Source organism: Bacillus sp. XT-2, assembly GCF_025696525.1.
GTDB lineage: Bacteria > Bacillota > Bacilli > Bacillales > Bacillaceae > Bacillus > Bacillus halotolerans.
Genome location: NZ_JAHVOC010000004.1, coordinates 12120 through 24296, shown reverse-complemented (window position 1 = coordinate 24296; position 12177 = coordinate 12120). Strand labels below are relative to the sequence as shown.

Below are 12177 nucleotides of genomic sequence, written 5' to 3'. Positions count from 1 at the left end.
TTGAGCAATACGGATTTCATTAAGAAAATCGCCCCGGATGCGCAGAAAATGTATAAGAACTACAAGATACTAGCGAGCCTGATAATTGCGCAGGGCTGTCTCGAAAGTGCGTACGGAAATAGTGGCCTCGCGGTAGATGGTAAGAACTTGTTCGGTATAAAGGGCGAATATAACGGTCAGTACGTAATTATGAAGACGTGGGAAGTTATTAACGGTCAGAACGTACAAGTCGACGCCAAATTCCGGAAGTATCCGTCTTGGTCTGAGTCAATTCAAGACCTCGCAAACCTTTACGTAAAGGGTACGAGTTGGGACCCGAACCATTATAAGGCGGTCGTAGGCGAGACAAACTACAAGAAAGCGACAGCAGCGTTAGTCAGTGCCGGCTATGCGACCGATCCTTCATACGCGACTAAGCTTAATAACATCATAGAAACGTATAGTCTGACGAAGTATGACACGACGGTTACTGAACCAACGCCTACACCTACACCCGTCCCTTTACCGTCGGTTATAGTCGAGGAAGAAGTAGAAATATCCGTCGATGCTTATTCGAGTGATATAACGGTCGATCCTACAGCTAACATACCGATCACGGATGGAAACTTCCGTATTCAATATAAAAACGGAACCGTTATAGATATGGCGCGAAACCTATCGGTATTGGTCCGAAGCTTTCGAATTAGTTCGCCCGATCCGGATATTGAATACGAAACCATCCCAGGAAGAAACGGATCTCTTAGAATGGGGAAAACGTATGGGAATCGTACTATAACGGCTGATTGCGTGTTTTTTGGTACAGATAATACGGACTATCACTTGTTGCAAGCCGAACTTTTTCACGCGTTATATAAAGACGACGAGTATTTTTTAATCTCGGAAGCAACTCCTAAAAAGCGATGGCGCGTCGAATTAAGTTCGTCCTTTACTCCGGACAGAATGGGGAGCACGGGCGAATTTACTCTTACGTTTGTAAGTGCGTCGACCTATTGCGAATCGGTTGGGACAACTTTAAGCGCATTTACATTCGATTCTGATATGTGGCAACTTGGCGAAGGGCTTACCGAGGAAACCTTTAAATACAAGCATAGCACTAATACGTTCAAGATTTACAACGCGGGAACGGTCCGAATAGACCCGTTAGAGCTGCCGTTAAATATTTCGTACAAAGGCGCGTCTAACAAACTAGAAATATATAACAAAACAACCGGAGATAAATGGACGTACTCGGGCACATCCTCAGCGTCCGATACGATTAAATTAACAGGCGTTATAGCACGAAAGGGAAGTACGAGCATATTCGGAAATACAAACCACGGACTTATAACGCTTGCGCCTGGCTGGAACGAGTTTGTTCTCGACGGTACTTCGAGTAAGTTCGAAATTACGTTTGATTTCCGGTTTTATTATTTCGCATAAAGGAGGTGGGAAGAATGACATTACTCGTAAAAAGCCTCGCAGGGCAACTCGAAAGGCTAACCGATTATAACGTCACCAAGAAAGACACTATCGATAATGAAAAGACTATATCCGCGACAGTTATTCAAACCCCGCGAAACGGCCACGCCTTTCCTCTAATTCAAAATGAGGGGGCGCTTTTTTATGAGGATGAAGAGTACGTAATTAAGAAAACGAAGTATACGCCGGCCGGGAAATTCCTACAGGTCGATATTGACGGAATACATCGTGCGTACGCAGATCTAGGAGATAACTACGTTTACACAACGTCAGGCAAAAAGAAAAAGCTATATATCGAAGACATGCTTGATATTGCGCTAAAAGGGTCCGGATACTCTTACGATGTCACTCCCGCCGGCCTTAGCGACTCTTTCGAAGTCGAGGAATTTGGCAACGGGTATTCACTCGGTCTATTAAACGACATCAAAGATAAGTATTCATGCGAATACGAGATCGTCGGTAAAAAGGTGTATATCGCGAAGGAAATATCCAGAGATACGGACTACGTGATTCGCGACCGATTAAACGTAAAAGACCCATCGCAAGAACTTGATACATCTTCGATCAAAACTTATATTCGCGGGTTCGGAAAGAAAGACTCCAAGACCGGAAAATACGCAGTCGAAGCCGAATACACGAGCCCTCTTGCGTCCGTCTACGGTATTAAGCACGCAAACCCGATTATGGATGACTCGTACGGCTCGGGCGATATAGGGAAGTTGGAAAAACGGCTTGAAAAAGAACTAACCGATAAGCTCGAAATCACAATTAATCTTACGTACACCGAAGTCGTAGCGCGAGGAATGCAGGACATTCGGAAAGGCGATTATGTTTGGTGCATATTAGAGCCGTTCGATTTAAAAACCAAACTCCGAGTTGTAAGCGTCGAGAGCTACTCCGATCCGCATAAGCCGGATAATTTTACTTTTGGTAAGCTACGGACAAGTTATAAGAAAACAGTCGCAAGTCTCTTACGTACACAAAAGTCTATCTCGAAAATGATCGACTCATCCAGCGGAAAGCTAAAGGGAAGTGCGGTCGGTGAAAATATAACGATAGGTTCGCAGGCGAATTTCGAAGACGGATATGATCCTACGAAAATATCAATACCGACTTACACGGTTGCGAACGCTACGACGGACGGACTCATGAGTGCGGCAGACTACGTCAAGTTAGCGAGTATTGTTATGGGCCCCGGCGGTCAAGTATCAATCGCATTAGCGACGGCCACTTCGAACGGATTGTTAAGTGCTGCCGATTTTTCGAAGCTGCAGAACATCAAGGTCGGGACAACGGTAATCGATCTTTCTACGCTTCCGCAACAACTGGCCTCATTAGATAAAAGGATAACAGCGTTAGAGACTAAATAAAGGAGGAATAAAATGCCGAAATATCCGTACAGAAAAGCCGGTTCCACATGGGATCGGACTTTTAGAAATAGTCACAATCAAAACCTTTCGGACATTGCGGACGATATTCGCGGCTCATATAATGCGCTAAATGCTCATGCTAAAGCTTCGAAAGCACATAAATCTTCACAGATCGCGCACGGTGACGGATTAAGTGTTTCACAGGAAATCGAGATCGCAAAGGCGCGGATTCGTAATCTCGTCTTAGAGACAGACGGCACTAATGTAAAAGAGGTCGTGGATTCGCGGGTAGATAAGAAAGGTACCATTTACCCTATGCTGCGCGACCGATTGAATGCGAACGAAACGGTTGTCGAGAATCTAAATTCGATAATTCAGCAGGAAACAACGTTCGATTATACGACAGTACCGCCGGTGTACCACACGACTCTTAATCTCAAAGATCCAACGGTACTACAATGCTTCGTAATCGACGAAGAAACGGGCGATATTTATGCGACTCAGGTATCTTATGGGGCTGCGGCGGCCGGGATCGAAAGTTTTACTATCACACGCATGAATCAGAACGGAGTTATGCTCGATAGTATGAAGATCGTAAATGGCGGCCACGGAACGACGATCGGCTTGGAGCGGGAAGGTTCGAAGTTATATATATGGTCGAACTATGACGTAGTCGATTCGAGTGGAAAAGTTGTGAGTCACGACCTCGTAAGATTTCCGTATAGTGCAGGTGCTACTTTAACGGGAGCAAACGGGAGCATCACGCGTTATAACAAATTTAACGATAAGTACACAATCCCGGTAATCGATCAGAAAAACGGATTAATCGCGTTTCGAATTAAAGGAGACAACGACAGCAGTACGTTAGAGCTCCGAAACCTCTCAGACGTTAAGAAGGGCGTAGACAAAAAGCTCGGTACGATTATAGTTCCGACAGACCTGACGTATTTACAAGGGTTTACGATCGACGGTTATGATGCGTATTGGTATACAGGCGATACGAACAGTCAATCGTACCCTTCCGAGTTAGTGCAGTTCAGCTTTAAGGACGGCGCACTTAAGAAACGGATTACGTGCGATTTTGGTCGTGATGCGGACGGTAGCTACGAAGGCGACTTCCGCGAGCCTGAATCAATCTATTTATACAAAGATCCGATTACGGGCAAAAAATCGCTCTTTGCTGGAGTCGTAACGGGAACAGTCGGCAAACGAATCGCGAAAGTCTATGCGTACCATTCGAAAGAGAATGCGGCAAAGTTTGCAACTGATTTATCGGCAGGCTATCAAGGCTATGCGCTATCGAAAAACAACGGATCATCGAAGAACCTGCCGGACGGTCTTACGAGCCTAAGCACCTTCAGACAAGTCGGTTATTACTACATGAAAACAGCGGAAACAAAAACCCTGACAGATCATCCGAGCCCTGGCGACGCCGGTTGGTGGCTGAACGTTATGCCGGCCGATTCTTCTGGAACAGTTATACAGACACTCACGCGAAACTCTACCGGACGGGACACGAAGATATATACGCGGGTGGTAACGAATGCCGGCGTGGGTGGTAAATGGATTGAGGTGATGACGAGTCAGAAGTTATCGTGGACTAACTTACCTCTTAAGAACGGCGCGTCTAATCCGGATTCTAATAATAAGCTACAGTACGCAGTAAATGGCGGAATGGGTTATATTCGCGGCCGGGTAAATATCCCAAAAACAGACGGCGTAGTTTTCGCGACTTTGCCATCTGAAGCACGTCCGAGTAGCAGCAGTTGGTACCAAGGATGTCAGGTCGGCGGGACCACGGGCGATCGAAAAGTCGCGGTAAGAAGTAACGGAGAAGTAGCGGGGCTCGGGTTCGCGGTCAATAACATTGATTCCGTAACCTATACGTATGTGAATATCTGCTACCCGTTAAATTAAGGAGGGATACGGTGGTATATAAAGATGCAAATGTAAGCGCCTCGGTCACGACTAATCTAGGCGACTATAAAACAACGAATATACGTTTCAGTACGCAAGACGTAGGGACGGCGAAATTGAGCTTTTATTTGTTCAAAGACGGCGTCCCTTTACCGTTGTCTGCCGTAACAGGGAAGCTCGTTATGGTGATGGCGGATGGCAGCCGATTTATAAAAGACGTAACTATTGTCGATAAACTTGCCGGCCAAGCCGAATACGTATTAACTCGCGACGAAATTAAACACTATGGAAAGGTAACGGCAGCGCTTAATCTTTATTACAATAACGGTCAGTCTCTCGCAGTTGTGCGTTTTACCTTCGAGATTACCCAGGACTTAATAGACTCAAATATCGCGCCTTCAGCCGAGTATTATATTGAGCAATTCGAGGACCTAAAAGAAGAAGTCGAAGCCATCGTCGCAGACCTACAAGTAAAGTTTGCGGATCTTGATAACGTAGAAACAAAGGCCGGAGCACAAGCGAAAGCCGATGCGGTTCAAGCTAATCTCGATACTCACGCCGGCAATAAAGCAAACCCACACCAAGTAACGAAATCGCAAGTCGGCCTCGGTAACGTAACAAACGATAAGCAGGCGACAAAGACCGAGTTTGATCTTCACGCGAACGACGGGACCAAGCATGTCACAACCGACGAGAGATCAAAATGGAACGGTGCACAATTGGCGAAACTTACGCAGGACAACGGGCTGACTAAGTACCTTTCGGCACCGGACTTCAATACGATAACTGAAACGGGCTTTTATTATATATCCTCGGTATCTACTGCGCTAAACGCGCCGGTCAATAGCAACGGTTATCTACTTGTCTATAATTACGGAACATACCCGTATCAAGAGTTCACGGCATACAGTGGCGTAACTACCTCGATTCCGGATACTAGACGAAAGTTCATGCGAAACAAGGTTAGCGGAACCGAGAACTGGACGCCTTGGATCGAGTTGGAGTATTCGGCAGGAGCTCAGGCGAAAGTCGATGCTCACGCAACTAGAACGGATAACCCGCACGGTGTAACGAAAGCACAGATCGGACTAGATAAAGTCGATAACGTGCAACAGGCTTCTTTAGCGGATTTTAACGCGCATAACTACAACAGCGTAAGACACGTCGTCCAGGCTGATAAGGATAAATGGAACGGAAGTCAGATTTATAAACTAACGTCAGACACCGGTACACAACTTTATGGGCTTGCTGATAAAGACTTATTTACGGAACTGGCGACGAAGAAAACAACAACATTTTACTCGAACAGTACAACCACTAATCAACCGCCTGTCACTAGCTCATTCCGCGGCCTTCAGATCGGGCAAGATAACATCGGCGAAGTCCTAGCGATGGGCAACGATGGTTCAACTTGGCGCGTTACGAACAGCAACGGCTGGAAGACGTGGAAGCGACTAATTACGAACGAAGACTTTGAGGCTGCGAACTGGCAGAACGTAACGCTGAAAAACGGTGCAGCTACGAATGAACGAGCATTTCAGTATGCGAAATGGGGTAATCTGCTTCTGCTGCGCGGACATATCACTGCAACTCGTGAAGTTGTTTGCGGAACTATACCGTCCGACAGAATGCCGCCAAACGGTGCCGTCGCGATGGTTCCAGTTTCCGGTACGACAGGTTATAGTAAGTTGCTTATTTACGCGAACGGAGATATGAAGTTGACCGGAATTCATTCGAATAATGATGCCGGGGTTACGGGCTATTATATGGACGCCGTAATTCCGTTAGCTTAAGGAGGCTAATAATGATCCAAGTTTATAAGTATGACGAAAATTTAGTGTTTATCGAGCCTGTAATCATTCACGAAAAAGATGACGCAGGAAATTACGTAATTCCCGGGTTTTGTACCGAAGTCGCTCCGCCGGACTCGCCTTCTCTATTTAAACCGAAATTTAACACAGAGACGCGGGAGTGGACGGAATCAGCAACGCAAGAAGAGATCGACGCGATCCTTACATCTGTACCTTCCGAAACTTCTCCGGTTGATTTACTTGTACAGCAAAACGCAAAGTTGACGATGCAATTGGCTGCGGTTAATAAAGAAAACGAAGAACGCAGACAGCGAGAGGCGGAAATGACTCTATTACTGGCGCAATTACAATCAGATATTAACACTTTGAAAGGGGCTAATTAATATGACGGTTGCTTACCCGGAAATGGCAGATATTAAGTGGTTTTTTGATCGCGATTGTTATACGGATGACGACGTTAGGCTATTCGTTGAGTTTGGTTGCATTACGGAGGCTCAGTTCACGGAAATTACCGGCAAGCCATTCGCCGAGGAAACACCGGTCGATGACACCCCCAACGAAGTCCCTTCTGGGACTAACGTAGAAACAGGCGAGCAGGAGGCGTAACGATGGGCGAATTGGACGTAATCAAATATTTTCTAACGCAAGGGCCCTTCGCGGTCCTTTTTTACGTGGCTTTTAATTTACGTCATGAAGTCGAACCGTGAACGCGAATCACGGCTACAGGATCTACTCGATAAGTTTAGCGATAAGTATGACGTTATCATCGATAAGATCGATCGACTCGAAGAGAAATTTCGTGGAAGAGAATAGACAATAAACGCGTACGCCCGTCAGGTGAGAGTCCCGGCGGGCTTTTTTAATTTCGAAAGGAGACGATAAAATGGCGATTTCAGTACGTAAGAATCTGGTCGCAGCAAGTAAGTATTCCGTTAAGTGTCCGTATTCAATGGATGCGAAGTACATTACGTTCCACAATACGGCGAACGACGCTTCAGCGGACGCAGAGATTCGGTACATGATCGGAAACAACGACGAAGTATCTTATCATTTCGCGGTGGACGATAAGGAAGTCGTACAAGGCATTCCGACGGATCGAAACGCATTTCACTGCGGAGATGGTAACGGAGCAAATTCCGGCAACCGTACGTCCATCGGCGTAGAGGTCTGTTATTCGAAGTCAGGCGGCGCTAAGTATAAAGCGGCCGAGAAACTGGCGATTAAATTTATCGCGCAATTATTAAAAGAGCGCGGTTGGGGCGTTGATCGCGTACGTAAGCACCAGGATTGGTCCGGTAAATATTGTCCGCATCGCGTGCTCGCTGAAGGACGTTGGGAATCGGTAAGAGCGGCAATCGCGGCAGAGCTTAAAGCACTCGGCGGCAAAACGTCTAAACCGGCTGCTTCAGCGCCTAAAGCTTCCGGGTCTACCTATACCGTTAAGAAGGGCGACACGCTTTTCGAAATCGCGGAGAAAACAGGCGTAAGTATGGCGAAGCTTCAGTCGTACAACGGTATCAAGAACGCGAATAAAATCTCCGTTGGTCAGGTGCTCAAGCTTAAAGGCGGTTCTTCTAAACCGTCATCCAGCGGTAAGAAATACGTATACCTTCCGGCCTCTGCCGATTCATGGCGCATCTATCCGACTAATAAAGCGCCAGTTAAAGGAAACGAATGTGGCTCATTGCGTCCTAAGAAATTCGGCGGTCTGAAATACGAAATCTTTGCGAACCCGCAAACGGATGTCTATACAATCAAGACGGATCAGTTCGGAAAAGTAAATATCTACGCTGCGAAATCAACGGGCGCAACAGTAAAATAACGAAAGGGAGACGATAATATGAATACGGAGAAAATTAGCGCAGGCACGGTCGCTCGATTCGTGCTTCTTTTGGTTGCACTTGTAAATAGCGGATTAACAATGACGGGGCATAGTCCGATTCCGGTCGACGAAGCCGGCGTGCAAGACTTTATTTCGTTAGTGTTCCTCGGGGCTACTTCGCTATGGGCGTACTGGAAAGACAATAAAGTAACGAAGACTACGCGCACAAAAGGCGAGTAAATGTAAAAAAACTCGGTTGATTTTCGTAAAATTTGATTAAGCCGAATGTTAGATACTCGGCTTAATCAAATAATTTTCTATAAAAGTGTTTATAAAGATAAGTAGCAGTATTCCCCTTATTCGCCTAGTAATTTTCCGATTTCAGTTATTATGCCTGTTGCAATAAAACTGCCAGTAACACCTTCAAGAATGTTTCTAATTGATTTTAAACCTTCTCTAATTTTTGAGCTTTTGGGTTTGTCGGAATTAACCTCTTTTTCAATATCCTCAATACTATTATTGAGTTGCGAATGGTCAAAGTCATCAGTTCCTATATTAGGCAATGCATCTTTTAGCATTGCAATAAATTCTCTAACATTATTTATATTAAATGTATCTGATGATGTCATGCTTTGATTAGAATTTATTGTGTGATGCTGAAACTGAGATGAGTTTATATCTCCAAAATAGTTGATCTCATATCGAATCTCTTCTGCTTTTTCCTTTTCATCATTATTAAAGCTAAAACCTTCTCCCAATATGCCCCTTTCCTCAAGTTCTAAGGCCCACTCTAAAATAATATTCCTAACTTTATTCAAGATCTTTTGGATTTGAGTGGAGTTAAAGTGTATTTGGTATTCAGTTTCGTGACCAGTGAAATTAGCTAACTGTAGTTGTAGGGGGCCGGGAATTAAACGTGATAAGTTAGGATTTTGACTTAATGCTTCTAGTTCAGATATAGACTGATTTAGATAGAAAGTATTTATAAATGAAAAATCGTCATCTAAAGCAACTGTTACCCAACCATAGTTATTTCTAGCTTTTAATTGGCCAGTTATTTCTCTATAAGGAGGTATCTCTTCATTTTCTTTATAACCATTTATTTCAGACTCTATTTGTTTTTGAAACTCTGTTATTTTAAGTTTTTTAGCAACTATATAAGCTTTTCTAAGAAGATCTGTTAAAGAATTACTGGAGTCTTGCGCTTCTTTTTGTAAATCAAGTACTAGATTACTCATAAAATATCCCCCTTTTGGCAATTTATAATAATTATATCACTAATTTAGGATGGATAATTGTTATTCTCTGCGTTTTTTTTGTTATTCTAGTGATTAATATTACTTGCGGGTAGTAGCGCTATAGTCTATAATCGGAATTAACAGAATAAGGACGTTCAATGTAAAGTCGCATGACTTAACGCTGATATACCAACGTTTGACTTACCGATTGACTTATCGGATCACTTGCGGATACCTTGACAGGGTAGAGGTCGCTGGTTCGAGCCCAGTCGGAATCATAGCTTAAACCCTTGCGCAGCAAGGGTTTTTTACTTTTTATAGGGGTTGTCGGTTTTATTAATGCAGAATATGATTTAAATGAAAACCCAAGAATAAAAATTGAGTTGAGAAGATAAAGTAAAAACCCCATTTGTAAAGTCCAAAATGGGGTTATTTCTTAGATTTCATATTAAGTTGCTGCTCTATCTGCGACCTTATAAGTGGACTGCTCAGAAAGAGCGTATGAAGCGCTAGATACTCCAACAACGCCAAGCAAGAGCGCTAAACAAATTGCAATTTTACATTTTTTCATTTAAATGTTTCCCCCTTTGAATTTGTTTGCGTGCTTCAATTGCCATTTGATAAAAATCGACCGCATCATGTCTGTCTTCTTTGTTGGTCAAAAAATCAGCAACAGCAACAGCGTATTCTTCCATATCACCGTAAAGGTTTTTCTCTTCGAAGAACTTGAACACTTCTCTAAGTGTTTGTAAGTCGAATGATAAATAAAGACCTTTAATCAGTTTTAATTTCTCGGTTACTTCCTGGTTATTGTGTCGGGCAGCAACCTTCTGACCTTCCTGGTATAATTCTAATGCAGTCTTTAAATCATTTTTCTTTGCTTTGACATATGCCAGATTAAAAATCGCTTTGGACTCATAAATGTGTTTTCGATCCTTATGAATTTCATAGGCAATTTGAAAATGTTTCTCAGAATTGTCAAGTTCTTCAAGGCTATTATAACATAATCCCACGTTAAAATGAGCTGAACCAATTAAATGTTGCTCCCCTATTTTTATAGCATCATTTAAGGCTTTTTCAGCTGTTTCTAAAGCATCCTCATAACACATTTTATCTAGCCAGTTCCCAAAGACAACAAACTGACATTGGACCATTTCTTTGCCATATGTAAGGTTACCCTGAGCATCTTTTTGCTCTTTAAATATAGAATATGCTCGCTGAGCATAATTCATTGAGAAATGAGTCTCTTTCATATAGTAATAGACCTCTGATACTTTAAAATAGAACTCGGCATTATCTGTATTTGCGTTTTCAGCTTCGCGATAATATGTTAAGGCAATAACTAAATCTCTTGTTCTGAAATGATACATACCGGTAAAAAAATTATAATAGAACTCTATTGTATTCGTAAGGGATTCAGGGGCCATATTCTCCCTTGTCTTTTTAAGAGCAGATAAACACCATCTATATTTTTAACAGAGTCAGGTTCGAGATACGACAGCATTATTTCGTGCCGTAGCTTTAATAGCTGAAGATAGACTGCAACCTTTTCATCTTTCTCCATCATATCGAATTCTTTTTCAACTTTTCTTTTCATTTCTTTTGCTTTCTCAACTCGACCCTACTTTATTACAACATACCAATGATTAATGTCTGTAGTTACATAATGATATGGGATTAAATCCGAAACAGGCAATCAAATACCTCCTTTTCTTTACATATATTTAATATTATACCACTAAGGACCCCCTCTAATAGAGTATTTTTTTGAAAAGTCCCTCTATTTAGACTGAAAAGGGTCGGAATAAACATAAATGAGGACCATATCGTCTGATATCGACCCTTTAGCTTGCTTTAGAATTTATAGAAAATTGGTCTAAAAGGCTATCGATGTCGTTTAATGATTTATAAATGACATCTACATTTTTCAAGAAAATGTTATAATGAAAAGTCATAAAATGATGTGAGGAGGAATTTCGGTGCATTACATAACTGCATGCTTAAAAATCATCAGTGATAAAGACCTTAATGAAATAATGAAGGAATTTAAAAAACTTGAGGAAGAAACAAACAAAGAAGAAGGGTGTATTACATTCCATGCATATCCGCTTGAACCATCAGAACGCAAAATAATGCTTTGGGAGATTTGGGAAAACGAAGAAGCTGTTAAAGAACATTTCACGAAAAAACACACAAAAGACGTTCAAAAACAAGAATTAACGGAAGTAGAATGGTTAATGAAAAGCAATGTGAATGAGTAAAAGGTTCCTTAAAAACATTCAATGGTTAAGAATCAACCACCTGTAATTAAGTAGTAAAGTGTTGGCGGATTGTTGTCCAATTCTGCCAACAATCATTATTTTCATTCAGAAGTCATCAGATGTACAATTCAATAGGCTTTGAAATAAAAGGGCAAACTTGATTTTTCGGCTTAGAAATTCATTGATCCTGTCTCTTTTTAGGGTCAAAATCATTGAAAAGTTCAGCGGTGTTTAATTTGAACCTGGATAGGAACATAAAATCTCAATTTTCTAAGAAAAGCTCCCACACAATAGGGAGCT

At 42.6% G+C, this 12177-nt stretch carries 12 protein-coding genes and 1 pseudogene; 10 read left to right on the top strand and 3 right to left on the bottom strand.

Translation table 11 applies throughout. The annotated features are described in order from the left end of the window. From KXD37_RS12020 to KXD37_RS11980, 9 genes and pseudogenes are all read left to right on the top strand, one after another. Complete coding sequence (locus KXD37_RS12020; protein WP_263463557.1) at positions 1 to 1419, top strand: glucosaminidase domain-containing protein; 1419 nt, start codon at positions 1 to 3, stop codon at positions 1417 to 1419. Between the two features lie 14 nt (positions 1420 to 1433). Further along, on the top strand, positions 1434 to 2828 hold the full coding sequence (locus KXD37_RS12015; RefSeq protein ID WP_263463556.1) for a phage tail protein: 1395 nt from the start codon (positions 1434 to 1436) through the stop codon (positions 2826 to 2828). A gap of 12 nt (positions 2829 to 2840) precedes the next feature. Beyond that, positions 2841 to 4745: a teichoic acid biosynthesis protein gene (locus tag KXD37_RS12010; protein ID WP_263463555.1), complete on the top strand. Its 1905-nt coding sequence runs from the start codon at positions 2841 to 2843 to the stop codon at positions 4743 to 4745. Positions 4746 to 4756: 11 nt separating this feature from the next. Continuing rightward, positions 4757 to 6538, top strand: a complete 1782-nt coding sequence (locus KXD37_RS12005) for a BppU family phage baseplate upper protein (protein WP_263463554.1) — start codon at positions 4757 to 4759, stop codon at positions 6536 to 6538. Positions 6539 to 6549: 11 nt separating this feature from the next. Further along, positions 6550 to 6939, top strand: coding sequence for a hypothetical protein (locus KXD37_RS12000; RefSeq protein WP_263463553.1), 390 nt, complete (start codon positions 6550 to 6552; stop codon positions 6937 to 6939). A gap of 1 nt (position 6940) precedes the next feature. After that, positions 6941 to 7162 (top strand): XkdX family protein, encoded by a 222-nt coding sequence (locus KXD37_RS11995; protein ID WP_263463552.1) that lies wholly within the window; start codon positions 6941 to 6943, stop codon positions 7160 to 7162. 2 nt (positions 7163 to 7164) lie between these two features. After that, a pseudogene (locus KXD37_RS11990) lies at positions 7165 to 7369 on the top strand (BhlA/UviB family holin-like peptide). A 70-nt stretch (positions 7370 to 7439) separates the two neighbouring features. Further along, positions 7440 to 8378, top strand: coding sequence for an N-acetylmuramoyl-L-alanine amidase (locus KXD37_RS11985; protein ID WP_263463551.1), 939 nt, complete (start codon positions 7440 to 7442; stop codon positions 8376 to 8378). 18 nt (positions 8379 to 8396) lie between these two features. Then, a complete protein-coding gene (locus KXD37_RS11980) occupies positions 8397 to 8618 on the top strand; it encodes a phage holin (protein ID WP_263463550.1) in 222 nt (73 codons plus the stop codon). Positions 8619 to 8734: 116 nt separating this feature from the next. Here the strand turns inward: KXD37_RS11980 and KXD37_RS11975 are convergent, their stop codons facing one another. The 3 genes from KXD37_RS11975 to KXD37_RS11965 all read right to left on the bottom strand — a co-directional run bounded on the left by KXD37_RS11975 (position 8735) and on the right by KXD37_RS11965 (position 11180). Next, on the bottom strand, positions 8735 to 9616 hold the full coding sequence (locus KXD37_RS11975; protein ID WP_263463549.1) for a hypothetical protein: 882 nt from the start codon (positions 9614 to 9616) through the stop codon (positions 8735 to 8737). 557 nt (positions 9617 to 10173) lie between these two features. Further along, on the bottom strand, positions 10174 to 11043 hold the full coding sequence (locus tag KXD37_RS11970) for a tetratricopeptide repeat protein (RefSeq protein ID WP_263463548.1): 870 nt from the start codon (positions 11041 to 11043) through the stop codon (positions 10174 to 10176). After that, entirely contained in the window at positions 11013 to 11180 is a 168-nt protein-coding gene (locus KXD37_RS11965) for a hypothetical protein (protein ID WP_263463623.1), read from the bottom strand. Before KXD37_RS11965 ends, KXD37_RS11970 begins: the two co-directional genes overlap by 31 nt. A 409-nt stretch (positions 11181 to 11589) precedes the next feature. Here KXD37_RS11965 and KXD37_RS11960 point away from each other — a divergent pair, with 409 nt between their 5' ends. Continuing rightward, entirely contained in the window at positions 11590 to 11877 is a 288-nt protein-coding gene (locus KXD37_RS11960; RefSeq protein WP_223203927.1) for a putative quinol monooxygenase, read from the top strand. Positions 11878 to 12177: the final 300 nt, after the last annotated feature.

Coding starts and splice junctions, on each gene's coding strand:
- KXD37_RS12015 (WP_263463556.1), top strand. CDS start 1,434: ATGACATTACTCGTAAAAAGCCTCGCAGGGCAACTCGAAAGGCTAACC.
- KXD37_RS11980 (WP_263463550.1), top strand. CDS start 8,397: ATGAATACGGAGAAAATTAGCGCAGGCACGGTCGCTCGATTCGTGCTT.
- KXD37_RS11985 (WP_263463551.1), top strand. CDS start 7,440: ATGGCGATTTCAGTACGTAAGAATCTGGTCGCAGCAAGTAAGTATTCC.
- KXD37_RS12000 (WP_263463553.1), top strand. CDS start 6,550: ATGATCCAAGTTTATAAGTATGACGAAAATTTAGTGTTTATCGAGCCT.
- KXD37_RS12010 (WP_263463555.1), top strand. CDS start 2,841: ATGCCGAAATATCCGTACAGAAAAGCCGGTTCCACATGGGATCGGACT.
- KXD37_RS11970 (WP_263463548.1), bottom strand. CDS start 11,043: ATGGCCCCTGAATCCCTTACGAATACAATAGAGTTCTATTATAATTTT.
- KXD37_RS11995 (WP_263463552.1), top strand. CDS start 6,941: ATGACGGTTGCTTACCCGGAAATGGCAGATATTAAGTGGTTTTTTGAT.
- KXD37_RS11965 (WP_263463623.1), bottom strand. CDS start 11,180: ATGGAGAAAGATGAAAAGGTTGCAGTCTATCTTCAGCTATTAAAGCTA.
- KXD37_RS11975 (WP_263463549.1), bottom strand. CDS start 9,616: ATGAGTAATCTAGTACTTGATTTACAAAAAGAAGCGCAAGACTCCAGT.